The organism is Streptantibioticus rubrisoli, assembly GCF_024436055.1.
Classification (GTDB): domain Bacteria; phylum Actinomycetota; class Actinomycetes; order Streptomycetales; family Streptomycetaceae; genus Streptantibioticus_A; species Streptantibioticus_A rubrisoli.
The window spans coordinates 1-24,669 of record NZ_JANFNH010000064.1; the positions used below are offsets into that span (position 1 = coordinate 1).

The following is a 24,669-nucleotide window of genomic DNA, read 5'->3' on the forward strand; positions in this document are numbered from 1 at the left end:
GGGGGGGCGCCCGCCCCCCCCCCCCCCCCCCGCGCCTGTCTGGCCCGTGAGGCGGATCGGAACGGCCAGTAGTCAGCGGGCCTCCTGACCGTGGTCGGACGCGGCGGCTTCGCGTACGGCCTCGGCGATGGCCGGGAAGTCCTTGCGCAGGATCGCACCGTGGTTGCTGGCGGTCTTCGCGCTGATTCGGATGTTCGCGTTGCGGGCGGTCACCGCGTCGAGGCTGGCACGTATCCGTTCCTGCTCATCGCCGCGGCTCCCGAGGGACGTCCCCGACGCAACCACATACCGCACCGGGACGGTGATGTCGTCCAGCACGGGGCCCAACTCGCGCTCGCGGGAGAGCCTGCCGAGCTCGATGTTGCTGTTCGCCTGCTGTTCGGGGGTCATTCGCGGGGTCAGGCCCGTCGGGCGCAGCAGCGGCGCGAACCAGCCCATCCGCCGGAACAGCTTCCGGATCCGCTGCTCCATGGCCTCGTCGAGCCAGTCGTACGGGAACGCGCCGTCGACCAGGACCGCGCCCAAGGCACGCTCCGGATTCCGGTTGGCCCAGTGTGCGGCGACGACCGCGCCATAGGACCAGCCCACCAGGAGCGCCCGGTCCACACCTCTGGCCGCGAGAACGGCATCGACGTCCCGGACGGCGGCCTCGAAGGAATAGTCCGCCGAACGCTTTGACTTCTTGCCGCGGGCCCGCTCGTCGTAGGTGATGTGCCGCCACCCGGGCCCCAGTTCGGCGATGACCCGCCGCCAGTAGCCCTGCGTGGCGAACTGGCCGTTGAGGTAGACCACGGCAACGCCGGGGCCGCCGGTGTCGGTGACGGCCAGGGCCGTGTCGTCGACCGGGACCATGCCGGTCCATGTGGGATTGGTCGAGGAAGTGCTGTTCTTCGTCATGGGGTCCCCCTGGTCGCGTGAGGTGGCTTGTACGACTTCTCCAGGGCCGCGCGTGGATCGCGGGCCCGCGGGGACGGACGGCCGGGTCGTTGGCGACGCCCCGGCAGGAACCGGTCGTGGAACCGGTCGTGGTGGGCCCGGCCGTCCGTCCTGGTTCGGCTTGTTCAGAGGCTGCGGGCGGTGATGTCGCCGTAGGAGGTGGTGGCGCGGATGTCGAGGTCGGCGGTGCCGTTGTTCTTGAGGGCGTTGCTGATGCGGCCGTGGCCGGTGCTGGCGTCCAGGGCGGCCGAGACTCCGGCGGCGGCGCCGATCGAGATGTCGCCGGACTGGGTGCTGAGCACGACCATGCCGCCCACGGCCTCGGTGATCCGGATGTCGCCCCTTGCGGTGCTGATCTCCGCGGGGCCGCCCAGCCTGCCGACCTCGATGTCGCCGTCGACCGCGGTGAGGCGGACGCTCGCGGCCTCGTCGATCTTGATCTGCCGGTACGCGCCTTCGAAGACGATGTCGCCGAGGCGGCCGACGCCGCGGAGTTCGCAACTGGCGGTCCTGGCCTCGATGCGGGAGCCGACGGGCAGCTTGACGGTGACCTCCAGGGATCCGGAGGGGCCGAGGATCTGGTTCTTGGGCTCGGAGGTGCTGATCCGCAGGACGCCGTCGGCGTAGGCGACGGCGGTCTGCTCGGCGGCCTTGATGTCGCGGCTCTTGGAGGGGTTGGCGGGCAGGACCTCGACGGCGGTGTCGGCGCGGTCGGCGGCGATCAACTGGATGCGTCCAGCCGGGATGTCCAGGACGACGCGGATCGGGGCGGGGGTGTCGAACTTCTGCATCGTGCTCTCCTGTGCTCGTCGGTCGTTTCTGACGTCAGAAACGCTACGTTGCTTTCTGGGTTCCGGCAACGCGCCTGTTGCATGAAATTGGAATAAAGCCAGGTGAGAGTAGTAAAACTGTTGCAATGGGCTGGCGAGTAACGCAACGAAGCCTCTCGATCGTTGCAATGGGTGAGAGGTGAACGCTATGGTGAGGGCGTCAGGGGCCACCACAAAAGACCACCGAGGAGATTGCGATGCCGGGAGGCAGGCTCACCCAGCAGGAACGCCAGCAGATCGCGCTGGGGCTGGCCGACGGCCTCCCGTACGCCGAGATCGCCCGACGCCTCGACCGGCCGACCTCGACGGTCACGCGCGAGGTGATGCGCAACGGCGGTCCCACCGCCTACCGTGCCGACCTGGCCCACCGCGCCACCGAACGCCGCGCTCACCGACGCAGGCCCGCCGCCTCATCCCGAGGACCGGAGGCAGCCCCACAGCCCCACGGACGCGACGCCGAGGCGGTGGCCGAGTACCAGGAGAGGCTCACCACCGTCTTCATGGTGTCGGGCCTGCCCAAGATGACGGCCCGAGTGCTGGCCTGCCTCTACGTCACCGACGCGGGCAGCCTCACCGCCTCCGAACTCGCCCAGCGCCTCCAGGTCAGCCCGGCGTCCATCTCCAAAGCGATCACGTTCCTCGCGGACATGGACCTGGTTCGCCGGGAACGCGACGAACGGCGCCGCGAGCGCTACTTCGTTGACGACGACCTCTGGTACCAGTCGATGATCCGCAGTGCCCGATCCAACGACCAGGTCGTCGAAACCGCACGGCAGGGCGTCGGCGTCCTCGGTCCCGGCACCCCGGCCGCCACCCGCCTTGAGAACGTCGCCCGCTTCCTCGACTTCGTCTCCGAGAGCCTCATCCGCGCCGCGGAGCAGGCCCGCGAGATCCTCTACACCAGACCCGAAACGCCGACCACGGACCAGCCCGCACCGCCCGCCGTTCCGGCCCCGTAGCGGCGACGGCGACGGCGGCGACACCGTCGCGCTCTGTGGGCGCGGCGCGAGTTCAGGCCCGGGAGGTCAGCGAGATCGGCGAGATCGGCGGCGCGGGCGCGGCAGGTATGGGGAAACGCCGGTGGGCGGCGTACGCCGACGTGGGGTCGGAGTGCGCCGCCCTGGAGTGGGGCGAGGTGCGGGCCGCGGCCCGTGAGTTGCTGGTCGCTACTTCGGGTCGCGGGTGAACAGTGACTTGGACCAGAAGTAGCCGAGCACGGCCAGCCCCAGGCACCAGCCGACTGCCAGCCACCCGTTGTCGCCGATCCCGGTGCCCAGCAGCAGCCCGCGCAGCGTCTCGATGGCCGGGGTGAACGGCTGGTACTTGGCGATCGGCTGGAACCAGCCCGGCATCGCGTGGACCGGCACGAAGGCGCTGGACAGCAGCGGTAGGACCATCAGCGGCAGCGCGTTGTTGCTGGCCGCCTCGGCGTTCGGGCTGGACAGGCCCATCCCGACCGCGATCCAGGTGAGCGCCAGGGCGACGAGCGCCAACAGCCCCACCGCCAAGAGCCAGTCCACGGCGGTGGCATGCGTGGCCCGGAACCCGATGGCCACCGCGACGGCCCCGACGAGGACCACGCTCATCACGCACTGCAGCACGCTGCCGATGACGTGTCCGATGAGCACCGAGCCGCGGTGGATCGCCATCATGCGGAAGCGGGCGATGATGCCCTCGTTCATGTCCGTGGCGACGGACACCGCGCTGCCGATCGTGGTGCCGCCGATGGTCAGCAACAGGATGCCCGGGACGATGTACGCGAGGTACTCGGACCGGTCCGCCCCGCCGTGCCCGATGCCCGCGCTCATCACGTCGCCGAAGATGTAGACGAAGAGCAACAGCAGCATGACCGGTGTGAGCAGCAGGTTGAGCGTCATGGACGGGTAGCGCCGCGCGTGCAGCAGGTTCCGCCGCAGCATCGTCGACGAGTCGCGCACGGCGAGGGAGATCCGGGTCGGGCGGGCGGGAGCCAGGGGGGAGCTCATCGCGCAGTCTCCTTGGGCTGGTTGGTCTGCTTGGGCTGGGTGGGCTGGTTCGGCACGGTGGCGGCGGTCAGGGCGAAGAACACGTCGTCGAGGTCGGGGGTGTGCACGGTCAGCTCGTCCGCCTCGATACCGGCGGAGTCCAGCCAGTCGAGGATGGAGCGCAGCTCTCGCTGGCTGCCGTCGCTGGGGATCTGCAGCGCCAGCGCCTCGTCGTCCCGGGTGACCTCGCGCAGCGCCAGGGCGGCGCTCTGGTACGCCGACGGATCGGAGAAGCGCAGCCGGATGTGCCCGCCGGGGATCAGCCGCTTCAGCTCATCGGCGGTGCCCTCGGCGGCGATCTTGCCGTTGTTCAGCACCGCGATGCGGTCGGCGAGTTCGTCGGCCTCCTCCAGGTACTGGGTGGTGAGGAAGACGGTGACGCCGTCGGAGACGAGTTCGCGGATGATCTGCCACATGTTGTGGCGGCTGCGCGGGTCGAGGCCGGTGGTCGGCTCGTCGAGGAAGATGATCCGCGGGTTGCCGACGAGGGTCATGGCGATGTCGAGGCGGCGCTTCATGCCGCCGGAGTAGCTCTGGGCGGGCTTCCTGGCGGCGTCGACGAGGTCGAACCGCTCCAGCAGCTCGGCGGTGACCCGCCGCCCCTCGCGCTTGGACAGGTGGTGCAGGTCCGCCATGAGGAGCATGTTCTCCTCGCCGGTGATCAGCCCGTCGACGGCGGAGAACTGGCCGGTGACGCCGATCGCGGCGCGCACCCCGTCCGGGGACGTGGCGACGTCGTGGCCCGCGACCTGGGCCTGCCCGCCGTCGGCGGTGATGAGTGTGGACAGGATCTGCACGGTGGTGGTCTTGCCCGCGCCGTTGGGGCCGAGCAGCGCGAACACGGACCCGGCCGGGATGCGCAGATCGATGCCGTCGAGCACGGTCTTGTCGCCGTACGACTTGCGCAGACCGACAGTGGAGACGGCGGCGGGCGACTGCGGACCGCTGGCTCGGCTGGACGTGAGCATGACAGATGAAGGCATGAGCCCTCCCGTTCGAAGGCTGAAGTGACTGGGGAGTGGGGTGAGTTCGCGGGACCGGTGCTCAGGCCTTGGCGCGGAGGATGTCGATGTTTCCGTACCGGGTGCGGGCGCGGATCCTGACGGTGTCCTCGGTCTGCTCCGGGGCCTCGGAGGCGGTGAGCGTGTTGCGTACCTGGCCGGATCCCGAACTGACGTCGAGCCAGGCGGCCGTGCCGTGGCGGACGCCGACCTCGATGGCGCCGTAGGAGGTCTCCAACTGGACGGTGCCACGGGCCACTTCGCCGACGCGCAGGGTGCCGTGGGCGGTGGTGGCGGTGACCGAGTCCTCGGCGCGGGCGATGTCGATGTCGCCGTTGGCGCCGCTCACCCGCAGCTCGCCGGTCGCGGCGCCGACGGTCGTGGTGCCGTGCGAGTTCTTCAGGACGGCGGGGCCGTCGACGGTGCCGACGCGCAGGCTGCCGGAGCTGGTGGTGATCTCGGCCATGCCCTCGACGCGGTCCACGGTGATCGAGCCGTGGGAGGCGGTCAGCTGCAGCGGGCCGGTCGCATCGAGGCGGACGTCGCCAGCCGTGGTCTTCACGCGGACCTCGCCGAGCCGCCCCTCACCGAGCAGTTGGGCCCAGGCGCCGGTCATGTCGACGCGCGAGCCGGTGGGCAGTTCGACCGTCACATCGACGGTGCCGGTGCGCCCGAGGCGGTAGCGCGGCTTGGGCGTCCTGATGGTCAGGGCGCCGCCCGCGTAGGTGACCTCGGTCTGGTCGGCCGCCCGCACGTCCAGGTCCTTCTTCGGGTCGCGGGGCCGCACCTCGACGACGGTGTCGAGGCGGTCGCCCGCGGTAAGGCGGAGGGAACCGGCCTCCACGTGGGCCGTGGCCGAGATCGGTTCGGGAGTGTCGAAAGAAGGCATGGCTGTACCGTCCTCATGAGTCCTTGGGGCGTCCCCGCTGGTGGGACGTGGTGTGGGTGAAGCGGTGTGCGGGTGAAGCGGTGCGGGCGGTGAAGGGGCGCGGGGCTGTGTTCATGTGCGGCTCCGCCGCGTGGGCGCGACCAGCCACAGCGGCGCCGCAGACGATCGACGGCATATGGCCCCCGCACTCCGAGCGGAGCGCTTAGCGCACCCAGCCCGTGAAGCTCTGTGCGATGGTCTGGGTCTTCTCCGCCGTACGCGGCCGCGTGCCGCCCTCGACGGCGGCTGACACGGCGCGTACCAACCAGGCGTTCACCGACAGGCCCGCGCGGCTCGCGGCTTCCTCGGCGCGGGCCTTGAGGTGTGCCGGTAGCCGCAGATTGACGCGGGCGGTGCCGCCCTCCTCGCCGTCGGCCGGGGCCGGGGTCGTGAGCGGTTCGGCGGGCTCGACCGGCTCCACGGCACCGCCGTCGGCGGGCGGAAGCGTCACCACGAAGTCGGGGTCCAGCCCGCGCAGCCGTACGTCGACCGAGCCGGGGGCGAGTTCGCGGGTGATCTCGTCCATCGCGGCGGAGAGCACGTTGAGCATGGTCAGCCGGGTCGCCGACTCCAGGGGAGCGGTGAGCCTCTCGGCCAGCTCGCGAGCATCTTCCCCGCCAGCTTCGGCGGCCACCGCGAGTTCACGGCGGAGGGTGTCGACATACGGGGTGAGGTCCATGGCGTCATCATGGCACCATCGTGGCGCCATGTGCAAGTGCTGGATGGCACCGTGTGAGCGCCAGGGGCTAAGTCAGCTCTAACGCGCCTCTCTATCTGCGGAAACGCCGAGGGTTTGGCCTCGAATCGCCGGGGTGCCGTGCGCACCGCTGCACTTCTGGACGTGTGGGGTGGTGCCGGTCGGTGCCACCTGGTGTCATGTGGCGCCAGGTGGCGTCATGTGGTGCCGGGTGGTGGCCCGAAGGGGCGCGGGACTGTGTTCATGTGCGGCTCCGCCGCGTGGACGCGACCAGCCACAACGGCGTCGCAGATGATCGACGGCACATCCCCGCACCCCCAACGGAGCGCCTAGCATCGGCCGGGACGGATCCGGTGGTGGGAGGTCGGGATGGGTGCGGTGTTCGACGCGGGCAGGGTGCGGGAGGCGGTGCGCGAGTACGCGCTGTCGTTGCCGGAGGCGCGGGAGGAGTTTCCGTGGGGCGGCTCGGTCGCCAAGGTGAACAAGAAGGTCTTCGTCTTCCTCGGCCCCGACGAGGACGAGGACCGACTCCGCTTCACGCTCAAGCTCACGGACCAGGATGTGCACGCCGATGCGCTGGCCGCGCCCGGTGCTGAGCCCGCCGGATACGGACTCGGCAAGTCCGGTTGGGTGACCGTGCCCATCCGCGAGGGCATCCCGCCGGTGGAAGTGCTCTGCGAGTGGATCGAGGACAGCTACCGGACGATCGCCCCGAAGCGGCTCGCCGCACGCCTGGACGCCTGCCGTCCGCAGTTGCCTTCATAGCCCCGGACGCCCCGAACGCCCTGGAAGCCCCGCACCTCGGCCGACCCCCCGTCGCCCACCGCCCACCCCGTGGAGCTGGCGCCCACCGGCGACCCCGTGCCCGGGGCGCCACCGGGCACGCCCGGCCACCGGCGCGGGCGGCCAACCCGCACCGTCGAACAGGCCCTGGCACCAGGGCCGGTACCGCTCACCGATCCTCGCGCGCCGCGTCCTCCAGCATCCGTGCGACCGACAACCGCAGGTCGAAGTGGCGGGCGATCCACGGTGCGTCGTAGCCCTGGGTGGCGAACACCCAGGCGACATGGAGGCGGTCGAGACTCGGAGCGTCGGGTCCGGTGAGCGTGGCGTCCAGGGCGTCCGCGGGGAAGCCGGTCAACGCCGTGGCCGGGAACCACGGTTCCTCTGGCACGACCAGCGCCGGATCGAACGCCCGGACCGTGCAGCGCCGACGCCGTCGCACGGCGCCGACCAGGGCGACCGCGACCACGGCCGCGCACGCCACCGCGGCGACCGCGAACACCCCGGCCGCCGGAAGGCCTTCCGGGCGCGGTAGGAGGGCCAGCGTCATCAGCGTCATTCCGGCCACCACCATCCCGGCCCGAAACCCCGTCACCTTGGTGATGCCCGGAAACCCAACGCCCTCATGCGCGGTCACGGCCGTCCATCGTCGCACGGGGAAGCGGAGAAGCGGGGGCGGGCGTGTAGCGGTAGCCGACCTGGCGCACGGTGGAGATCAACTGCCGGTGCGCCGCGCCGAGTTTGCCGCGGAGGCGGGCGATGTGCACATCGACGGTACGGGTGCCGCCGACCGCGGGCTGGTTCCACACCGCGGCGATCAACTGGTCCCGGCTGTGCACCCGTCGGGGGTGCGCGACCAGATGGGCGAGGAGTTCGAACTCCAGATACGTCAGCTTCAGCACCCGGCCGTCGATCGAGGCCACCCGGCGCTCGGTGTCGACGGTCAGGCCGGGGGCCGAGGACACCTCGGGGACGGTGACGGCCTGGGCCGACGGGACGGCTCTGGGGGCTTCGGGCGCGGTGACGGCCTGGGCCGACGGGACGGCCCTGGGCGCCTCGGTCGCGGGGATCTCCCGGAGCGGCGGTATGAAGACGGCATGGCGGTGGGCTCGGGGGTAGCGGACGGGCATCGGTGCTCCTTGGGGCCCTGGGGCTGGCGGGATGGTTCAGGCGGCTACGGCGTGCGGGCCGCGGGGCGACGGGGGCCGGGCGTCCACCGCCGTCCAGCGCACGTCGTGGACGCCAGGCTGCAGGAACAGCCGGGAGAGCAGGGGCTTGACGGCCCGGGAGGGCGCGCCGTGCACGGTGACCGCGGCCTCGAACTCGACGGTGTCGCCTATCCGTTGGGCATTGATGCCCTCGTAGCGCAGGCCCGAGGTGGTGAGGGCATCGCTCAACAGCGCCCGGACCCGGCGCTCCTGGCGGCCGTCGCACGTCAAGTACACGGTGACGACGGCTCGTTGGCAGTTGCCGTGCGGCAGGGTGGCGGCGCGCGCGGTCGGCCGGAGCGCGGTGACGACCGGGCTGTGCAGCGGGGCGTCGGCGATCCGGTGGATCGCGTCGGAGAGGAAGCGGCGCAGGCGGGCGGTCGCCGCGGAACGCGGGAAGCGGGCGGTGGTGATGGTCGTGGTCATGCTGATGACACCTCCCGAGGAATTCGGGGAGATTGGAAGAGGAGGGGAAGCGGGTTCAGCGGGAGGCGTGTGCCGCCGCTTCGGTGATGCGGTGGGCGGCTGTGAACGGCAGTTGGGCGAACCGGGTCAGCCAGTGGGCGTCGTAGCCCTGGCGGGCGAGTACGTACGCGGCGTGCACCAGCCGGTCGTAGACCGGGCCGCCGAGTCCGGTGGCGGGGGAGGAGGCGGGGGTGTCGAGCAGGTAGTCGCGCTCCACGCCGTCGGACAGCGCGAGGCGGACGGTGGGGGTACGGCGAAGGGTCAGTACGGGCATGGAGGTCACCTCCAGGAAGGGGTCACGGGGGCACGACAGCGCTCCCGCGGCACGCGGGGGGGGGTCGGTCAACGTGCTGGTGTCGCGGGGCGGTTCGGAAACCGCGACGGCGGCAGCGGCGGTCGGCGAAGGGCGCTAGCGGTCAGCGGCGGAGCGCTCGGAGCGCGACACCGGACACGGCGAGTAGGCGCACGGAGCGAGCCGGGTGTGCGGCTGACTGTGGCCCGGAGTGCTCGCGCCGTTCGACGTACTGCTACTGGGATCCATGTCTGTCGCCTCCTTCCGGCCGGGGCCGCGCATCGCACGCGTCATCATCGACTCGGCAGGAGCGGACCGGCCCGTACGACCGACCGGCTCACCCCAACTCGTCAGAGCTTTGGCACTTCACGGCGTAGTCCCCTGGTGGGGGCAGCCACTTGGGGTCACCCCTTAACTCGGGGAGACCTGTCCTGATCCGGAGCGTCTCTCGACGGGTGGGATCAGTGGCCTGTGTCCGTGAAGACGCCTCACCGAACGAGGTGCCTCCTGTGGAACCACCGGCAGTATAAGCAGCTAGTTGCGTATCGACGCAAGTAGCGTCAGGAGCGCGTCAAGGCGCGCACCATGTAGGAGTTCCAGACCGGTGTGGCCCCCAGTGACCGCTGGTGCGCGGGGTTGAGGTCCTTGAGGAAGCAGGCCATCACCGCGGGCTGGCCGTCGAGCGGCCGCACGGCGTAGACCCGGTTCCGGATGCCGGGCAGGCTGCCGCCCTTGACCAGGACGTCCTGGTACAGCTCGGCGTTGCCCGGAACCTCGCGCATCGGCCAGCTCAGCACGGACCGGGCGAACGACAGCGGCGCGCCCTCGAGCGGGCTGTCCAGAACGGCCTGGAACAGGCCGACCCACTCCCGGGGCGTACCGGCGCAGGTGCGGCGCAGCGCCCGCGGCCCCAGTCCCGCGGAGGGCAGGAACGGCAGCACCCGGTGCCAGCGCCGCGGATGCTCGGCCAGCCTCTCGTAGTGTGCGGCCAGTTCGGCGGCCGGAAGACGCAGCGTGCGCAGGACGTAGGGCGGCGAGGTGGCGAGGAACTCCCCGTACAGGGAGGGCACCGGGTCCTGCTCGACCATCCAGTGCCGCCGGGCGAGCTCGGTGACCGCCGGGCTGCCCCCGACCCGGCGCAGCAGGTAGTCGGTGGAGGCGTTGCAGGAGGCGCTGATCATCGCGTCGGCGCAGTCGCGCAGACTGACCAGCGCATCCGGTGGGGTGTTGACGTACGCGTGCCGGTAGGCGCCGCCGTCCGTGCCCGGCAGCCGGAACCGGCGGATCGCATCAAGCGGAACACGTTCCTCCGGATCGATCCGGCCCTCGTGCACCGCCTCCGAGACCGCGCACAGGACCAGCACCTTGCGCACCGAGGCCAGCGGGAACTTGGCGTCCGCGTTGCGTTCGGCGCGCACCGTCCACCGGCCGTCGCCGTCCTTGCGGGCGAGCAGGACGCCCGCGTGCTCGCCGCGCTCGCGGAGGAACGCGGCGAAGCCCGCCGGGTCGTCCGGGACGGGACGCCGTGACCGTCCGCGCCACCAGCGCCCGGTCTGCGACACGAGTGCGGCGAAGGCGAGCAGCAGCCAGGGTATGGACGGGCTCACAGCAGGACGACCGAGCGCAGCACCTCACCCTTCGCCATCTTGTCGAACGCCGCCTCGACACCGTCCAGCGCGATCGTCTCCGAGACGAACGCGTCCAGATCCAGCCGCCCCTGCAGGTAGAGGTCGATCAGCATCGGGAAGTCACGGGACGGCAGACAGTCGCCGTACCAGGAGGACTTGAGCGCGCCGCCGCGGCCGAACACGTCCAGCAGCGGAAGTTCCAGTTTCATCTCGGGAGTGGGCACGCCGACCAGTACGACGGTGCCCGCCAAGTCACGGGCGTAGAAGGCCTGTTGGTAGGTCTCCGGGCGGCCGACCGCCTCGATCACCACGTCGGCGCCGTTTCCGTCGGTCAGTTCGCGGATGGCCTCGACGGGGTCCTGCTGGCGCGAGTTGACGGTGTGCGTGGCGCCCAGGCGCCGGGCGGCGGCGAGTTTGGTGTCGTCGATGTCGACGGCGATCACCTTGGCCGCACCGGCCAGCCGGGCACCCATGACGGCCGCGTTGCCCACGCCGCCGCAGCCGATGACGGCCACCGAGTCGCCCCGGGTGACCCCGCCGGTGTTGACGGCCGCGCCGAGCCCGGCCATCACCCCGCAGCCGAGCAGCCCGGCGGCGGCCGGGGAGGCGGCCGGGTCGACCTTGGTGCACTGCCCGGCCGCCACCAGCGTCTTGTCGGCGAACGCCCCGATACCCAGCGCGGCGGACAACTCGGTGCCGTCCTCCAGGGTCATCTTCTGCCGGGCGTTGTGGGTGTTGAAGCAGTACCAGGGCCGACCGCGCCGACAGGCCCGGCACTGGCCGCACACCGCACGCCAGTTGAGGATCACGAAGTCACCGGGCGCGACGTCGGTGACGCCCTCGCCCACCGACTCCACCACGCCCGCCGCCTCATGGCCGAGCAGGAAGGGGAACTCGTCGGTGATGCCGCCCTCGCGGTAGTGCAGGTCGGTGTGGCAGACCCCGCAGGCCTGGACCCGTACCACCGCCTCGCCGGGGCCCGGATCCGGCACGACGACCGTCTCGATCCGCACCGGTTCGCCCCTGCCCGGGGCGATCACACCACGTACCCGCTGTGCCATGCGGCTCCCCTTACGCTGCCCGATACCCGTCGTTGCCGTCAGCGTACGTAATCGATCACGGGGAAGCGCGGGGACGGGCCGTTGAACAAGCCACCGCCGCTGCCGCCGCGCAGCCACTCGTCGAAGAACGCGGTGAGGTAGGCCCTTTCGGCCGCCACCGCCTGGCCGGGGTCCGCGGTGCCGATGTTCTTGCGCACGGTGCTCGTGGGCAGCCCCAGCTCGTCGGCGACCTGGGGAAGCAGCGACTCGGCGTCGGTGAACGAGGCGTGCTCACCGCCGCGCAGCGTCAGGTCGCGGTGCCAGCCGGGGCTGTTGTGCCACAACCGCCCCCAGGACGGCACCGTGTGGTGGTCGTTGCCGTCCTTGCCCATCAGCAGGAACGGCCGCTTCAGCCCGGCCGTGGCCACCGGGAAGGGATTGCCCGGGGTGTGGTCGTCCTGCTCGTAGGCGAGCACCCCGTCCAGGTCCGCGCCCGCCGTGATGCGCGGGTCCTCGTGCATCGTCTCCAGCGCCGCCATGCCGCCGGAGGACTGGCCGAACATGCCGATGCGGTGCGGATCGAGGGCGCCCGCGAGGCTCCTGGGCAGCGCGCGGTGCTCGGCGTCCGGATCGCGCCCGGCGGCCAGGGCGTCCACCTGGTCCAGTACGAACCGGGTGTCGGCGATGTTCACCGCCATCACCTTCTTCAACAAGGCGATGATCGCGGCCGGTTCACCCTTGGTGGCGGCGAATTCCTGCGGCAGCACGGAGCGTTCGACGCCGCCGCCGGGGAACTGCACGGCGGAGGCGTCATAGGTGTGGTCGACGGTGACCACGACGAAGCCGTGCGAGGCGAGGTCGTCCGCGAGGGTGGTGCCCAGCGAACGCGGATCCAGTGTCCCGGGTTCGTAGAGGACCACCGGCAGTCGGCCGCCGCGCCGGTCGACCGGTGCGCCCTCGTGTGCGTGTGAGCGGGTGGCCGCCCAGTCGACCTGGCCCTTGGGGATTCCCTCGAAGTTGTTGAGCGCGTCGAACCCGGCCGCCTCCCCGGGCAGCATCTGCGGTGCCAGCGGATACCGGTCGGCGTCCCGCGCCGGGTAGCGGACGCTCACCATCAGCTCGCGGTGCGGCCGGGAGGCGTTCCAGGGGTCCCGCCGGGCCGGGACGACCAGATGCAGGGAGACCGTGCCGACCTGGTGCGTGCCGGTGGGGGCGGGCAGCGTCAGGGGGTTCGGCGCGGCGGTCGCGGCGGGTGCGGTGAGGGCGGTGGCGGCCAGTGCGGCGCCGAGCAGCAGCCCGGCGCGCCGCCACAGCGGCCTGCGGGTGGTGGGCGTGGTCATGGGGTTCCCCCTGGTCGCGGTGCGAAGTCCCGGCCAGAATTCCGGGTCCGGGCGCGCCGGGACCATGGGGCGGCCAACCGGCCTTGGAGTGGGGTTTTCCTCACCGTGAGATCCCTGAGCGGCCCCGGGGACGTGCCCGGCATCCCCGGGGCCGCTTAGGGATCTCACCGCAGCGGGTCGAACGCCACCGGCCGCACCCGGCCCTCCAGCATCGCGCCCAGCCCGCGCACCGCGCAGTCGTCCGGGTGCTCCGCGATCTGCACCGGCATCCCGGTGGTCGTACGCAGCATGGTGTCAAGACCCGGCATCGGCGCGCTGCCGCCGGTGAGCGTGATGCCCCGGTCGGCCAGGTCGGCCACCAGGTCCGGCGGACAGCGGCGCAGCACCGAACGCAGCCCGTCCAGCACCGCGTTCATCGGGGTGCGCACCGCCAGCCGTACGCTCTCGGAGTCGACCAGCACCGAGCGGGCCAGACCACTGGCCGCGTCCATGCCGTGCACCTCGGTGCTGCGGATGGCGGTGCCGTCGGTGTCCAGCATCTGTTGCAGCGGGTTCACCTCCTGGTTGGGGATCATCAACGCGTGGTGGTTGCGCACGTGTTGGATGACCGCGCGGTCCATGACGTCGCGCCCCACCGGGATCGTCTCGGACGCCACGATGGAGCCCAGCGACAGCACCGCGACCTGGGTGGTCGCCGCCCCGGACATCACGATCATCGTCGCCTCGGGCAGTTCCACGGGCAGCCCGCAGCCCACGGCGGCGGCGATCAGCGCGTCGACCAGCTCCACCCGGCGGGCACCCAGACCGGCGAGCGTCTCGACGCTGGCGCGCTGGGCGAGCGGTTCACTGCCGTGCGGTACGCACACCGCGGCGCGCAGCACCGGCTTGAACCGCCACGCCTTGCTGAGCTTGTCGCCGATGAGCGCCCGCAGCATGCGCTGTGCCATGTCGATGTTGACGACGGTGCCGCCGACGACGGGCCGCACCACCCGGATGTGTTCGGGGGTGCGGCCCACCATGTGCGCGGCGTCGCAGCCCACGGCGACGAGCGAACCGGTACGGCAGTCGACCGCGGCCACACTGGGCTCGTCCACGATGATGCCGGTGTTCTTCAGGTACACCCTGGTCCTGGACGGGCCGAGGTCCACGGCGACGGTGCAGCGGCGCAACTGGTCGAGGCTGGCGGTCATGGGCGCTTCCTCCCCTGGCTGGCTGATACGCCAGATATGTACCCCGATAATCAGCTCATTTGGCGTCAGATGTGCCGTGTCGTACGCCAGGTGGCGGAGCTGTCCGGGGGGTTCCGCCCAGATGGCCCGTCAGGGGGCCAGCGCCCCGTCGGTGACGGCGCTTCAGGCGGCCGGGACCTTGTCCAGGAAGCCGTGCACGGTCTGGATCCTGCCGTCCGCCGCGACCGCCAGCACATCGAATCCGACGGCCAGCGCCGCACCGTCCACCGGCCCCAACTCCCAGGTGAACCGGGCCAGATGGTGGTGCGCGTCCACCGGCCCGGCCAGCCGGAACACCAGCCCGGGGAACTGGGCCTGCACCGCCGCGATGGTGGCGTCGAACGCCTCCCGCCCCTCGGCGACCGCCAGCGGGTCCACATAGCTGCCGTCATCGGCCCACAGGACCTCCAGCTGGCCGCGCCGGGCGGCCGGGTCGGTCTCGTTCCACACGGCGATGTAGCGCTCGACGAGGTCCTGGATGTCGCTCATGGCCATCTCCTCCTGTTCGACCGCGGGACGTTCCCGCTGGTCGAAAACGTACGGACAACGGCGCTCGGCGGAATCCGTCGCCCTTAGGTATTCCCGTCGCCAGTAGGTCAGTTGGCGTCGCTAGGCTCTACGTCCATGCCGACGACGCTGTACGGGAGGGAGCACGAGCGGGCGGTCCTCGTCCGTCTCCTGGCGGAGGCCAGGGACGGCGCGAGCGGCGTCCTGGTGCTGCGCGGCGAACCGGGGATCGGCAAGACGGCGCTGCTCGACCACGCCGCGGCCACCGGCGCCGCCGCGGGCATGCGGGTGATCCGCGCCGCCGGTGTGGAGTACGAGGCCGAGCTGCCGTACGCGGCGCTGCACCTGCTGCTCGGCACCGGACTCGACCGGCTCCCGGCCTTGCCCGGGCCGCAGCGCCAGGCCCTGGAGGGCGCCTTCGGCCTGGCGCCGCCCGTCGCCACGGACCGGCTGCTGACCGGTCTGGCCGTGCTGTCGCTGCTGTCCGAACTGGCCGAGGAACGGCCCCTGCTGTGCGTGGTGGACGACGCGCAGTGGCTGGACCGCGCCTCCGCCGACGCGCTGCTGCTGGCCGCCCGGCGACTACAGGCCGAGCCGGTCGCGCTGTTGCTGGCCGCCCGCGACGGCGAGGGCGGCCCGGCCGCCGTGGGCCTGCCCGAGCTGCGGCTCACCGGACTGGCCGAGCAGGCCGCGGCGCGGCTGCTGGACGCCCGCTGCGGCCAGCTCCTCGCCCCGGTACGGCACCGGGTGCTCACCGAGGCACGCGGCAACCCGCTGGCGCTCACCGAACTGCCCGCCGCGCTGGCCGCGGAACCGGCGGGCGCGCCCGAGGTGCCCGGCGCGATCCCGCTCACCGACCGGCTCCAGGTGGCCTTCCACGGCCAGGTCAGCAGACTGCCCGCGGCCACCCAGACCCTGCTGCTGGTGGCCGCCGCGGAACCCGGCGCCGACCTGGAGGTGCTGCGCCGCGCCGCGGAACCGCTGGGCGCCGCACTGCCCGATCTGCGCCCGGCCGAGGAGGCGGGCCTGGTGCGCACCGCCGAGGCGGACCGCACGCTCGCCTTCCGCCATCCGCTGCTGCGGGCGGCCGTCTACCGCCGGGCGCCGCTGACCACCCGGCTCGCCGCCCACCGTGCGCTGGCCGACGCGCTCGCCGGGTCGCCGGACGACGAGGCCGCCGACCGCCGCGCCTGGCACCTGGCGCTGGCCGCCCCGGCCCCCGACGAGACGGTCGCGGCCGCCCTGGAACAGGCCGCCGTACGGGCACACGGCCGCGGCGGCCACGCGGCCGCCGCCGCCGCGATCGAACGCGCCGCCCGCCTCACCCCGGACCCCGACACCGCCACCCGCCGCCTCGCGCTCTCCGCGGAGGCGGCCATCGAGGCGGGCGACCTGGCGCGCGCCGAGTCCCTCGCGCGGCGCGCCGCCGCCCGGCTCACCGAGCCGCTGTACGCCGTCCCGGTCATGCCGGGCGAGCCGGGGCTGCGCGATGTGCTGGCCCATGTGCGGGCCACCGCGCGCTTCCTGCAGGGAGACTTCCCGGGCGCCTACCGGCTGCTGGCCGACGGCGCCGAACTGGCCGCCGGAAGCGACCAGCGGCAGGCCGCCCGGATGCTGATGCAGGCCTTCCACGTCGCCTGGTACCTCGGCGAACACGAGCTGGCCGAGGTCCTCGACGGGCTGGGCCGCTTAGTCCACCCGGTGGACGATCCGGTCACCCCGCTGGTCCGCTACCTCGTCGCCGCCACCGCGCCGGTGCTCGACCGCCGCGCCGAGCCGCTGCCGCCGCTCGCCGAGACGGTGGCCGCCGCCGAGGCGAACGGCGCCCGGGTGCCGTCGGACGTGGTCCAGGTGTGCGGGGCCTCGCTCATCCTCGGCCGGGACGCGGAAACGTACCGCCTCGCCGCGTCACTGGCCGCGGGTGCCCGGGCGAGCGGCGGCTTCGGGCAACTGCCCACCGTGCTGTTCTTCCTGGCCGAGGCCGAACTGTTCCACGGACGGCACCGCGACGCGCTGGCCAGCGCCACCGAGGCGCTGCGCATCGCCCGGGACACCGGACAGCGCCAGTGGACCAGTCAACTGGCTGGGTTCCTGGCCTACTTGGCGGCCGTCGAGGGCGACGAGGAGGGCTGCCGCCGACTGGCCGATGACGCCCTCGCCGACACCGGCACCGGCGGCCACCCGGCCATGGCGCCGGGCGAGCCGTGGACCCGGTGGGCGCTCGGCCTGCTCGACCTCGGCGCCGGTCGCGCGGCGGAGGCGCTGGACCGGTTGGCGCCGCTGGTCGAAGGGGCGATGCGGCATCACGTCTCGGCCACCCGGGCGGTGCCCGACCTGGTCGAGGCGGCGGTACGGCTCGGCCGCCCCGAGCGGGCCCGGGCCAGCGCGCAGCGGTTCGCCCGCTGGGCCGGGCGCACCGGGCAGCCCTGGGCCGAGGCGCTGGCGCTGCGCTGCCGGGCGCTGCTCGCCGACAACCCCGCTGACCAGGAGGCCTGCTACACCGAGGCGCTGGCCGCGTACCGGGAACCGGGCGGGCCTGACCGACCGTTGGAGCAGGCCCGTACCGCGCTGCTGTACGGGGAGTGGCTGCGTCGCGCCCGGCGCAAGGCGGAGGCCAGGGCGCCGCTGCGGGCCGCCGTCGAGACCTTCGAGCGGCTGGGCGCCGGGCCGTGGGCCCAGCGGGCGCGGACCGAGCTGGGCGCCACCGGGGAGTCGGTGCCGCGTGCCGCGGGTCGGCCGGGGGCGCTGGCCGTGCTGACCCCGCAGGAGCTGCAGATCGTCCGGTTGGCGGCACGGGGGCTGTCCAATCGCGACATCGCCGCCCAGCTGTTCCTCAGCCCGCGCACGGTCGGCTACCACCTCTACAAGGCGTACCCCAAACTGGGCGTCAGCTCGCGCGGCGAGCTCGCGGAGCTGGGAGACTGATCCTCACCGACGGTGACGGTTGGGCCGCTGTCCCTCGGCTATCACCCCCCTGTTTGTCGGCTGTTACGAACCTATGACGTAATTCATGGAGGAAGACGGGATCCGACCGGTCGTTTTCTGCATCTCACACAGGGCAGACGACTCGCTATGGACCCGTTAGGAAGAACGATTCGGTGGAGCGACCCTTGATGAAGCGTTGGCTGACCGCGGCTGTGGCCCTGATATCCCTGGGCCTGGTCGCCGGGTGCAGCGACGAAGGCGACCCGGTGTCGTTCGGCAACACGAACCCGAGCGCCGCGGGCTCCGCGGCGCCCAAGCCGGACAACCCGAACTCTCTGGCACAGATGCCGACCGGCCCGGCCGCTAACTTCAAGGTGCAGCGGACGGTCGAGGCGGCGGACAACACCAAGATAGCTGTGACCACCTACCACGGCCCCAAGTCCGGTTTCACCGGCAAGGTGTGGGTCTGGGCGCCGCCGCAGTACTTCCAGAAGGAGAACGCCAACAAGGGTTTCCCGGTGATCATCGCCCTGCCCGGCGGTGAGGGCTGGCCGACCAACTACTGGTTCGGCGCCGACCTGAAGCTCCAGGAGGACTTCTACAAGTGGTCCCAGGAGGGCAAGGCACTGCCCTTCATCCTGGTGATGCCGGTGATCAACCCGGACAAGCAGTACCACGACTGCAGTGACATACCGGGCTCGCAGAAGATGGGCACCTGGCTCACCCAGGACGTGCCGGACCTGGTGAGGGAGAACTTCCGCACCCTGAAGACCCGTGACGGCTGGGGCTTCATGGGCTCGTCCTCCGGCGGCTTCTGCGGCCTCAAGAGCGTGCTGCAGTACCCGGACACGTTCAAGACCGCGATACCCAGCGGTCCGGACATCGTTCCGGACTCGCCGCTGTGGCACGGCGACAGGGCCGCGATGCAGGCCAACAACCCGCAGTACCTGGCCAAGGAGCTGATCAAGAAGGGCGGCCCGGACGTCTACCTGGGCTTCCAGGTCGGCACCACCGAGACCTCCGACATGCCCAAGGTCAAGCAGTTCATCCAGCAGTACGGGCACGGCCCGGTCCACACCCGGCTGCAGATAATCGACGGCGGCGAGCACAACGCCCGCAGCTACACCCGGGGCATGGAAGAGGGCACGATCGCCTGGATCAGCCAGCACATGCAGGGCCCGTCCGAATGACCGGCCGACCCAGCTGACAAACCACAGCGTACGGCGCCCCGGGGCTTTCTCCGGGGCGCCACGCCGTTCACCGCGCTCACCGTTCCCGCTGTCGAACGCGCGTGTGGCGCAAGTCGGCGGGCGCGGACCGTTCGCGGCGTCCGAGCCCGCGTCCGGCAGCCCCGGGAGCACGACGAAGCGAAGGGCACGGCGAAGCGAAGGGGCTACGGCGACAAGAAGGAGCACGGCGAAGCGAAAGGGTCCGCACCTCGACGGTGCGGACCCTTTGGTGTGTGGCCGCCAGCGGGCTGGTGTGTGGCCGTCAGTTCGCTCAGTTCGCCGACTGGCTGGGCGTGGCCCCGATCTGCTTGGCGTAGGTCTGCGTGTACTTCGGGATCAGCGACTCGATCCGGTTGACGTAGTTCTGCGTCTCGGGGATCTGCGGGATGCCCTGGGCCTTGAGCACGGCGCCGGGGCCCGCGTTGTACGCGGCGAGCGCGAGCTGGGTCGGGTCGCCGGGGACGCCCTTGACCTCCTTGAACAGGTGGCACATGTAGGCGCCCTGGGCCGGGATGGCGTCGGCCGGGTTCCACACGTCGGCCTTGCCGTCACCGGTGTAGTCCTTGCCCCACTCCGCCCAGGTCGACGGGTAGAACTGCGCGATGCCCTGGGCCTGGCCGGAGTCCGCCTGCGGGTTCCAGTGGCTCTCCGCGTCGAGTTGCGCGGCCAGCATCGGGACGCTCAGCTCCGGGCAGGTCTTCGCGGCCGACTGAACGGTCGCCAGGTACTGCTTGGGGATGGTGGGCAACGCGGGCGGCCGGGTCAGCCACCAGACGACGCCGACGGCGGCGGCGACTACGAGGACCGCTCCGAGGGCCAGTCCCACCAGACACCCTCGGCGACCGGAGCGCCTGGTTTGTATCTCCATGTAATTCCACCGTAACGGGAGGTTCGTGCTTCCCCTCTATACACGGGGAAAGCGGGCCCGCAGGTTCCACACGGCAGGGTTGTCGGCGAGGCCGTCGTGCATGTCTACCAGGTCCGCCAGCACATCGTGCAGGAAGTCCCGTGCTTCGCGGCGCAGATCACTGTGCCGCACCGAGACCGGCGGCTCCTCGCTCGCCCAGTCTGCGGTGATCTCCACCCAGCCGAAGCGCCGCACGAGGTGCAGCCGTTCGGTGGACTGCGTGAAGTCCAACTCGGCCCGCTGCGGGCGGGCGGCCCGGCTGCCCAGTGGATCCTGGTCGAGTTGCTCGGTGATGTCGCACAGCGCCCAGGCGAAGTCCAGCACCGGCACCCATCCCCAGGCTGTGGACAGCTCCCGGTCGCCCTCGGCCAGGTAGACGTCGCCGCAGAACAGGTCGTGCCGCAACGTGTACACGTCAGCGGTCCGGTAGTCGGTCTGCGGCGGGTCGGGGAACCGGCGCGACAGGGCGTATCCGAGTTCGATCACCCCGGAATCCTAGGCGTCACCAGCGCGGGCGCCGCTGCGGGGCGGGCAAAACGGCGTGACGCGAGCGCCGTTACCGGGGATCATGGGAGTCATGTCCGGCCCCCTTGTCATACGCGGTTCGGTCTCCGTGCCGGAGGCCGAGTTGCTGTGGCGTTTCTCGCGCTCCTCGGGGCCGGGCGGGCAGCACGTCAACACCACTGACAGCCAGGTGGAGTTGCGCTTCGACCTGGCTGCCACCCAGTCGCTGCCCGCCGCCTGGAAGGAGCGCGCCCTGGACCGGCTGGCGGGCCGCCTGGTGGACGGCGTGCTGGTGGTGCGGGCCAGTGAGCACCGCTCCCAGTGGCGCAACCGGGAGACCGCGGCGGTACGCCTCGCCTCCCTGCTGGCGCAGGCCACCGCGCCACCGCCCAAGCCGCGCCGTCCCACCAAGGTGCCGCGCGGCATCAACGAGCGCAGACTGCGCGGCAAGCGCGAGCGCGGCGAGATCAAGCGCGGCCGCAGTGGCCGCGGCTGGGACTGACGGATCCGGCCCGGGGCTCAGCCCAACTGGTGGTAGCGCCCCCGGAAGTACGCCAGCGGGCGGCCGTCCGCGCTCGGCGTGCGTGCGGTGAGGACCTCCGCTATGACCAGGGTGTGGTCGCCCGCCGCGACGCGCTGCGTGGTACGGCACTCCAGCACCGACAGCGCGCCGCCGATCAGCGGTGCGCCCGTGGCGGCGCCCCGGGTGTACGGGATGTCGTCGAACAGCAGGCGGTCGCTGATCCGGCCGCGCATCGCGAACCGGCCCGCGACGTGCCGCTGGCTCTCGCTGAGCACCGACACCGCCCAGTACGGCTGCCGTTCCAGCAGCTCGTCCATCCGCGACCCGACCCGCACGCTGACCAGGACCAGCGGTGGCTCCAGCGAGACCGACAGGAACGCGGTCGCGGTCATTCCGACGTCCTCGCCCGCCACCCCGTCCTCCGGGTCGTGCGCGGTGATCAGCGTGACGCCCGCGGCGAGCCGGGACATCGCGGCACGGAACTCGTCGGCGGTCGCCCGTGGCTCGCCGGAGCGCGGTTCGGCCGGGCTCACACGATCATCGGGGTTCGGCACGCCTCCAGCATGCGGGATCCCCCCGGTCGGGGGGACGGCTGTGGCGGTCTGCTCGGGGGAATCCTGCAACACGTACCAAAAGGTAACCGGCGGTCCGGACCGGCGCGTCGGGCGGACGGCCCATCCGGACTCGGCGGCCAGACCTAGGACTTCGGTGGCCGGGTGTCGTACGCTCCGGACACAGATTCCGGCCGGGCGTCCGGTATGTAACGTTCGAACCCAAAGTCTTGCGCACGAAACCACTTACCGTGCCCAACTTCTCACAGGGAGCTGTGACCTCAGTCACAAGGAGGGGGAATTGTTGACCCTGTGTACCCGCCGGGCTGCTCGCTGTGATTCAGTTGCGGTGGCAATCGGACGATAAGAAATCGCGAACACACCAAGGGATTAACAACCGAGGAACCCAAGAAGTACGAAGTGGAACTCGTCGAGGCTCGGGGGAGAGACATGGACACGGAGTCGGAGCCGTACGTCCGCCTCGCGACTCTGCGCCAGCTGCACCAAGTGGTCGCCGACCTGAACACCGCCCGCAGTCTGGCCGACACCTTGCAGGCCGTCGCCGACGGCGTGGTCAGCGGGCTGGGGTACGAGCTGTGCGCCGTGAACCTGGTGCGGCCCGACGGCGATCTCGTGGTCGCCGCGGTCGCCGGGAGCGCGGGCGCGGAGGCACTGATGGCGGGCCGGGTCGGATCCCGGGCCTCCTGGGAACGGCGGCTGGCGATGGGCCACCGGTGGGGATCGCTGCGCTTCATCCCCTATGACGAGGGCTGGGTGCTGGACGGCGACGACGTGCCGAGCTGGAGCCGTGAGGACGCGCCCGCGCCCCGCTCCGCCGACGAGTGGCACCCGCAGGACCGGCTGCTGGCCCCGATGTACGCCACCCCGGCGGGCGGCGGCGAGCTGATCGGCGTGATCTCGGTGGACCGGCCGCGCGGTGGCCGCCGCCCCGGCGCCTGGGCCCGGGAGGCGCTGCAGACGTACTCGTTCCAGGCCGGCATCGCGATCAGCAACGCCCGGCTGCGCGCCAACATGCAGCGCGCGCTGGTCCGGCTGGAGCGGGAGCAGCAGGCGCTGCGGGCCAGCGAGGAGAGCTTTCGGCAGGCGTTCGAGTACGCGCCCAGCGGGATGGCGATCGCCGAGATGGGCGGTGACCAGCACGGCAAGCTGCTGCGCGCCAATGACGCGCTGTGCCGGATGCTGGGCCGCCCGGCGAACCAGATGCGCCGTTACTCCTTCTCCGACCTGGTGCACCCGGAGGACATCGGCACGCTGCTGCGGACCTCGGCCGAGGGCGGGCGTGCCGAACTGCGGCTGCAGCGCCGGGACGGCACATATCTGTGGGTCTCGTTGCGCAACTCGGTGGTGGCCGACACCACCGACGGGCCGCGCTTCCTGCTCACCCACGTCGAGGACATCGAGGAGCGCAAGCGGCACGAACTCGCGCTGGCGCACCGGGCCAGCCATGACTCGCTGACCGGTCTGCCGAACAGCGCCGAACTGCGCGCCCGGCTCAGCGCCCGGCTGTGCTCCCGCCCGTTCGCCGCCGAGGGCCACACCGCGAGCGCCGAGGACCTGGACGAGTTCGGGTACACCTTCCCCGCGCCGTCCGCGCACCCCTACGACACCCATGTGCACGCCATCGAGCCGGACGAGGGCGCCGGCGAGGGCAGCGGCAAGGGGCTGGCGGTGCTCTTCTGTGACCTGGACGGCTTCAAGTCGATCAACGACAGGTTCGGCCACCACACCGGTGACGCGGTGCTGATCGAGGTCGCCAGGCGGCTGTCCAGCGTCGTACGGGACGGGGACACCGTGGCCCGACTCGGCGGCGACGAGTTCGTGGTGCTCGCCGACGGCCTGGACCGGGACGGCGCGCAGGACCTCGCGGTCCGGCTGCGCAACGCGATCATCCCGCCGATCAGGGTGGACGGCCGGGCGGTGCGGGTCGGCGCCAGCTTCGGCATCGGCTGGGCGGGCTGCGGAATGACGGTGGAGGAAGTGCTGCACTCCGCCGACCAGCGGATGTACGTCGAGAAGCGCTCCCGTGCCAAGGCGCAGCGCCGGGCGGGCTGACGGCCGCTGTGGGCGGGGACGCGCGTTGAGCCACCGGATCGGGGTAGGCTCGCGCGCGTCCAGCAATATCCGGTCCGCGGTGGCCGGACGCAGTGGGGAGTGAGCAGCGGATGACGGCCGCGGGAAACGGCACGCCAGAGCCCGAGAACGACGACCCGTTCGCGTACCTGTACCGCGGCGAGGGTGACGAGGCCGCGCCCGCGGCCGACCGGCGCGGGATGCCGCGCACCTCGTACCACCAGGTCACCCGGGTCGGCGAACGGCGCCAGGCGCCACAGCAGGGCGGCTACGGCTATCCGCCGCCGCAACCGACCCAGCCGCAGCAGCAGTACCCGCCTGCCGCGCCCGCCGCGCCCGCCGCGCCCGCCGGGCACCGCGGCGGCCACGGTGGTAGCCGGGGTTCCGGTTCCAACCGGCGCGGTCTGATGCTGGGGGCGATCGCGGTGGTCGTGGTCGTCGCCGTGGGCATCGGCATCGCCGCGCTGACCGGCAACGACAAGTCGGACGGCCAGGCGGGCGCCAACACCAGCCCAACGCCCGGCACTTCGCAGTCCCAGGCCCCTTCGCCGTCCGCGAGCGCCGACCCGAACGCGAAGCTGCCGCAGGAGTTCGCCGCCACGCTGACGTTGAGCGGCGGGGCGAAGACCGACAACAACCACCAGGGCGCCAAGGGCCCCAACGGCGCGTTCGTGGACGGCATGGAGACCCCGGGCGCCACCGCCACCTGGAGCGCCACCGTGCCCAAGGCGGGCACCTACGCGCTGTGGGTGCGGTACGCCAACGCCCAGCCGGACGACGCGAAGACCACCGTCGTGGTCAACGGCAAGCCGCTGACCTACAAGATCAACCTCAAGAACTACGGCACGGTGGGCAACTGGGACTCCTGGTACACCTCGTGGGTCTCGGTCGACCTCAACAAGGGCGCTAACACCATCGCGTTGACCTGTGGCGCAGGCGACGTCTGCCACTACAACCTGGACCGGGTGGGCGTAACGGTCAACCAGAACGCGAAGCCGCAAGGCTGGTAAGGGACTTGGGGGGTTTGCCCC

At 71.8% G+C, this 24,669-nt stretch carries 26 protein-coding genes and 1 riboswitch; of the genes, 8 read left to right on the forward strand and 18 right to left on the reverse strand.

Annotation, left to right across the window (positions count from 1 at the left end; genetic code table 11):
* Positions 1-72: 72 nt before the first annotated feature.
* Together NON19_RS31115 and NON19_RS31120 are read right to left on the reverse strand one after the other, a co-directional pair.
* Positions 73-897 (reverse strand): alpha/beta fold hydrolase, encoded by an 825-nt coding sequence (locus NON19_RS31115; protein WP_255932545.1) that lies wholly within the window; start codon positions 895-897, stop codon positions 73-75.
* Between the two features lie 164 nt (positions 898-1,061).
* Positions 1,062-1,727, reverse strand: a complete 666-nt coding sequence (locus tag NON19_RS31120) for a DUF4097 family beta strand repeat-containing protein (protein ID WP_255932546.1) — start codon at positions 1,725-1,727, stop codon at positions 1,062-1,064.
* A 236-nt stretch (positions 1,728-1,963) separates the two neighbouring features.
* Here NON19_RS31120 and NON19_RS31125 point away from each other — a divergent pair, with 236 nt between their 5' ends.
* The gene (locus NON19_RS31125; protein WP_255932548.1) at positions 1,964-2,725 is read left to right on the forward strand and encodes a GbsR/MarR family transcriptional regulator; all 762 of its coding nucleotides are present in this window, start codon (positions 1,964-1,966) and stop codon (positions 2,723-2,725) included.
* Positions 2,726-2,760: 35 nt separating this feature from the next.
* Complete coding sequence (locus tag NON19_RS31130; protein WP_255932549.1) at positions 2,761-2,952, forward strand: hypothetical protein; 192 nt, start codon at positions 2,761-2,763, stop codon at positions 2,950-2,952.
* On the opposite strand, the gene NON19_RS31135 is transcribed toward NON19_RS31130, so the two are convergent.
* The 4 genes from NON19_RS31135 to NON19_RS31150 form a co-directional block, all read right to left on the reverse strand.
* Complete coding sequence (locus NON19_RS31135; protein WP_255932551.1) at positions 2,933-3,751, reverse strand: ABC transporter permease; 819 nt, start codon at positions 3,749-3,751, stop codon at positions 2,933-2,935. The genes NON19_RS31130 and NON19_RS31135 overlap by 20 nt on opposite strands.
* The gene (locus tag NON19_RS31140) at positions 3,748-4,773 is read right to left on the reverse strand and encodes an ATP-binding cassette domain-containing protein (RefSeq protein ID WP_255932552.1); all 1,026 of its coding nucleotides are present in this window, start codon (positions 4,771-4,773) and stop codon (positions 3,748-3,750) included. Before NON19_RS31140 ends, NON19_RS31135 begins: the two co-directional genes overlap by 4 nt.
* 61 nt (positions 4,774-4,834) lie before the next feature.
* The gene (locus NON19_RS31145; RefSeq protein ID WP_255932553.1) at positions 4,835-5,680 is read right to left on the reverse strand and encodes a DUF4097 family beta strand repeat-containing protein; all 846 of its coding nucleotides are present in this window, start codon (positions 5,678-5,680) and stop codon (positions 4,835-4,837) included.
* 202 nt (positions 5,681-5,882) lie between these two features.
* Positions 5,883-6,398 carry a hypothetical protein gene (locus NON19_RS31150; protein ID WP_255932554.1) on the reverse strand — a complete coding sequence of 172 codons (516 nt, stop codon included), beginning with the start codon at positions 6,396-6,398 and terminating at the stop codon, positions 5,883-5,885.
* 387 nt (positions 6,399-6,785) lie between these two features.
* Here NON19_RS31150 and NON19_RS31155 point away from each other — a divergent pair, with 387 nt between their 5' ends.
* On the forward strand, positions 6,786-7,181 hold the full coding sequence (locus tag NON19_RS31155; protein ID WP_255932555.1) for an MmcQ/YjbR family DNA-binding protein: 396 nt from the start codon (positions 6,786-6,788) through the stop codon (positions 7,179-7,181).
* Between the two features lie 187 nt (positions 7,182-7,368).
* Here NON19_RS31155 and NON19_RS31160 read toward each other — a convergent pair whose 3' ends face one another.
* The 9 genes from NON19_RS31160 to NON19_RS31200 form a co-directional block, all read right to left on the reverse strand.
* Positions 7,369-7,836 (reverse strand): hypothetical protein, encoded by a 468-nt coding sequence (locus NON19_RS31160; RefSeq protein WP_255932556.1) that lies wholly within the window; start codon positions 7,834-7,836, stop codon positions 7,369-7,371.
* Complete coding sequence (locus NON19_RS31165; RefSeq protein WP_255932557.1) at positions 7,823-8,329, reverse strand: winged helix-turn-helix domain-containing protein; 507 nt, start codon at positions 8,327-8,329, stop codon at positions 7,823-7,825. The genes NON19_RS31160 and NON19_RS31165 overlap by 14 nt, the downstream gene beginning before the upstream one ends.
* A 36-nt stretch (positions 8,330-8,365) precedes the next feature.
* Positions 8,366-8,833 (reverse strand): hypothetical protein, encoded by a 468-nt coding sequence (locus tag NON19_RS31170; RefSeq protein ID WP_255932559.1) that lies wholly within the window; start codon positions 8,831-8,833, stop codon positions 8,366-8,368.
* Positions 8,834-8,888: 55 nt separating this feature from the next.
* Positions 8,889-9,146 carry a hypothetical protein gene (locus NON19_RS31175; RefSeq protein ID WP_255932560.1) on the reverse strand — a complete coding sequence of 86 codons (258 nt, stop codon included), beginning with the start codon at positions 9,144-9,146 and terminating at the stop codon, positions 8,889-8,891.
* A gap of 352 nt (positions 9,147-9,498) precedes the next feature.
* A riboswitch (M-box (ykoK) riboswitch) is annotated at positions 9,499-9,671 on the reverse strand.
* A 53-nt stretch (positions 9,672-9,724) separates the two neighbouring features.
* Positions 9,725-10,771 carry a serine hydrolase gene (locus NON19_RS31180; RefSeq protein WP_255932561.1) on the reverse strand — a complete coding sequence of 349 codons (1,047 nt, stop codon included), beginning with the start codon at positions 10,769-10,771 and terminating at the stop codon, positions 9,725-9,727.
* Complete coding sequence (locus NON19_RS31185) at positions 10,768-11,853, reverse strand: S-(hydroxymethyl)mycothiol dehydrogenase (protein WP_255932562.1); 1,086 nt, start codon at positions 11,851-11,853, stop codon at positions 10,768-10,770. The genes NON19_RS31180 and NON19_RS31185 overlap by 4 nt, the downstream gene beginning before the upstream one ends.
* Before the next feature lie 38 nt (positions 11,854-11,891).
* The gene (locus NON19_RS31190; RefSeq protein ID WP_255932563.1) at positions 11,892-13,172 is read right to left on the reverse strand and encodes an alpha/beta hydrolase family protein; all 1,281 of its coding nucleotides are present in this window, start codon (positions 13,170-13,172) and stop codon (positions 11,892-11,894) included.
* A gap of 164 nt (positions 13,173-13,336) precedes the next feature.
* Positions 13,337-14,362: a rod shape-determining protein gene (locus NON19_RS31195; RefSeq protein ID WP_255932564.1), complete on the reverse strand. Its 1,026-nt coding sequence runs from the start codon at positions 14,360-14,362 to the stop codon at positions 13,337-13,339.
* 162 nt (positions 14,363-14,524) lie between these two features.
* On the reverse strand, positions 14,525-14,890 hold the full coding sequence (locus NON19_RS31200; RefSeq protein WP_255932565.1) for a nuclear transport factor 2 family protein: 366 nt from the start codon (positions 14,888-14,890) through the stop codon (positions 14,525-14,527).
* 135 nt (positions 14,891-15,025) lie between these two features.
* Here NON19_RS31200 and NON19_RS31205 point away from each other — a divergent pair, with 135 nt between their 5' ends.
* Positions 15,026-17,833 carry a helix-turn-helix transcriptional regulator gene (locus tag NON19_RS31205; RefSeq protein ID WP_255932566.1) on the forward strand — a complete coding sequence of 936 codons (2,808 nt, stop codon included), beginning with the start codon at positions 15,026-15,028 and terminating at the stop codon, positions 17,831-17,833.
* A gap of 188 nt (positions 17,834-18,021) precedes the next feature.
* A complete protein-coding gene (locus NON19_RS31210) occupies positions 18,022-19,023 on the forward strand; it encodes an alpha/beta hydrolase (protein WP_255932567.1) in 1,002 nt (333 codons plus the stop codon).
* 310 nt (positions 19,024-19,333) lie between these two features.
* Here NON19_RS31210 and NON19_RS31215 read toward each other — a convergent pair whose 3' ends face one another.
* Both NON19_RS31215 and NON19_RS31220 read right to left on the reverse strand, forming a co-directional pair.
* Positions 19,334-19,930, reverse strand: coding sequence for a lytic transglycosylase domain-containing protein (locus tag NON19_RS31215; protein ID WP_255932568.1), 597 nt, complete (start codon positions 19,928-19,930; stop codon positions 19,334-19,336).
* Between the two features lie 36 nt (positions 19,931-19,966).
* The gene (locus NON19_RS31220; RefSeq protein WP_255932569.1) at positions 19,967-20,455 is read right to left on the reverse strand and encodes a hypothetical protein; all 489 of its coding nucleotides are present in this window, start codon (positions 20,453-20,455) and stop codon (positions 19,967-19,969) included.
* An 82-nt stretch (positions 20,456-20,537) separates the two neighbouring features.
* On the opposite strand from NON19_RS31220, the gene arfB reads away from it, so the two are divergent.
* The gene (gene arfB, locus NON19_RS31225; protein ID WP_255932570.1) at positions 20,538-20,975 is read left to right on the forward strand and encodes an alternative ribosome rescue aminoacyl-tRNA hydrolase ArfB; all 438 of its coding nucleotides are present in this window, start codon (positions 20,538-20,540) and stop codon (positions 20,973-20,975) included.
* Positions 20,976-20,992: 17 nt separating this feature from the next.
* Here arfB and NON19_RS31230 read toward each other — a convergent pair whose 3' ends face one another.
* Positions 20,993-21,466, reverse strand: a complete 474-nt coding sequence (locus tag NON19_RS31230; protein WP_255932582.1) for a flavin reductase family protein — start codon at positions 21,464-21,466, stop codon at positions 20,993-20,995.
* A 531-nt stretch (positions 21,467-21,997) separates the two neighbouring features.
* On the opposite strand from NON19_RS31230, the gene cdgB reads away from it, so the two are divergent.
* Both cdgB and NON19_RS31240 read left to right on the forward strand, forming a co-directional pair.
* On the forward strand, positions 21,998-23,620 hold the full coding sequence (cdgB, locus tag NON19_RS31235; RefSeq protein WP_255932571.1) for a diguanylate cyclase CdgB: 1,623 nt from the start codon (positions 21,998-22,000) through the stop codon (positions 23,618-23,620).
* 110 nt (positions 23,621-23,730) lie between these two features.
* Positions 23,731-24,648 carry a CBM35 domain-containing protein gene (locus NON19_RS31240; RefSeq protein ID WP_255932573.1) on the forward strand — a complete coding sequence of 306 codons (918 nt, stop codon included), beginning with the start codon at positions 23,731-23,733 and terminating at the stop codon, positions 24,646-24,648.
* The last annotated feature ends 21 nt before the right edge of the window (positions 24,649-24,669 follow it).

What these genes read in the sequence shown, in the direction of transcription:
- NON19_RS31140 (WP_255932552.1), bottom strand. Translation starts at nt 4,773, where the DNA reads ATGCCTTCATCTGTCATGCTCACGTCCAGCCGAGCCAGCGGTCCGCAG.
- NON19_RS31165 (WP_255932557.1), bottom strand. Translation starts at nt 8,329, where the DNA reads ATGCCCGTCCGCTACCCCCGAGCCCACCGCCATGCCGTCTTCATACCG.
- NON19_RS31195 (WP_255932564.1), bottom strand. Translation starts at nt 14,362, where the DNA reads ATGACCGCCAGCCTCGACCAGTTGCGCCGCTGCACCGTCGCCGTGGAC.
- NON19_RS31115 (WP_255932545.1), bottom strand. Translation starts at nt 897, where the DNA reads ATGACGAAGAACAGCACTTCCTCGACCAATCCCACATGGACCGGCATG.
- NON19_RS31175 (WP_255932560.1), bottom strand. Translation starts at nt 9,146, where the DNA reads ATGCCCGTACTGACCCTTCGCCGTACCCCCACCGTCCGCCTCGCGCTG.
- arfB (WP_255932570.1), top strand. Translation starts at nt 20,538, where the DNA reads ATGGGAGTCATGTCCGGCCCCCTTGTCATACGCGGTTCGGTCTCCGTG.
- cdgB (WP_255932571.1), top strand. Translation starts at nt 21,998, where the DNA reads ATGGACACGGAGTCGGAGCCGTACGTCCGCCTCGCGACTCTGCGCCAG.
- NON19_RS31240 (WP_255932573.1), top strand. Translation starts at nt 23,731, where the DNA reads ATGACGGCCGCGGGAAACGGCACGCCAGAGCCCGAGAACGACGACCCG.
- NON19_RS31215 (WP_255932568.1), bottom strand. Translation starts at nt 19,930, where the DNA reads ATGGAGATACAAACCAGGCGCTCCGGTCGCCGAGGGTGTCTGGTGGGA.
- NON19_RS31155 (WP_255932555.1), top strand. Translation starts at nt 6,786, where the DNA reads ATGGGTGCGGTGTTCGACGCGGGCAGGGTGCGGGAGGCGGTGCGCGAG.
- NON19_RS31200 (WP_255932565.1), bottom strand. Translation starts at nt 14,890, where the DNA reads ATGAGCGACATCCAGGACCTCGTCGAGCGCTACATCGCCGTGTGGAAC.
- NON19_RS31145 (WP_255932553.1), bottom strand. Translation starts at nt 5,680, where the DNA reads ATGCCTTCTTTCGACACTCCCGAACCGATCTCGGCCACGGCCCACGTG.
- NON19_RS31190 (WP_255932563.1), bottom strand. Translation starts at nt 13,172, where the DNA reads ATGACCACGCCCACCACCCGCAGGCCGCTGTGGCGGCGCGCCGGGCTG.
- NON19_RS31185 (WP_255932562.1), bottom strand. Translation starts at nt 11,853, where the DNA reads ATGGCACAGCGGGTACGTGGTGTGATCGCCCCGGGCAGGGGCGAACCG.
- NON19_RS31205 (WP_255932566.1), top strand. Translation starts at nt 15,026, where the DNA reads ATGCCGACGACGCTGTACGGGAGGGAGCACGAGCGGGCGGTCCTCGTC.
- NON19_RS31170 (WP_255932559.1), bottom strand. Translation starts at nt 8,833, where the DNA reads ATGACCACGACCATCACCACCGCCCGCTTCCCGCGTTCCGCGGCGACC.
- NON19_RS31230 (WP_255932582.1), bottom strand. Translation starts at nt 21,466, where the DNA reads ATGTCCCGGCTCGCCGCGGGCGTCACGCTGATCACCGCGCACGACCCG.
- NON19_RS31135 (WP_255932551.1), bottom strand. Translation starts at nt 3,751, where the DNA reads ATGAGCTCCCCCCTGGCTCCCGCCCGCCCGACCCGGATCTCCCTCGCC.
- NON19_RS31150 (WP_255932554.1), bottom strand. Translation starts at nt 6,398, where the DNA reads ATGGACCTCACCCCGTATGTCGACACCCTCCGCCGTGAACTCGCGGTG.
- NON19_RS31210 (WP_255932567.1), top strand. Translation starts at nt 18,022, where the DNA reads ATGAAGCGTTGGCTGACCGCGGCTGTGGCCCTGATATCCCTGGGCCTG.
- NON19_RS31125 (WP_255932548.1), top strand. Translation starts at nt 1,964, where the DNA reads ATGCCGGGAGGCAGGCTCACCCAGCAGGAACGCCAGCAGATCGCGCTG.
- NON19_RS31120 (WP_255932546.1), bottom strand. Translation starts at nt 1,727, where the DNA reads ATGCAGAAGTTCGACACCCCCGCCCCGATCCGCGTCGTCCTGGACATC.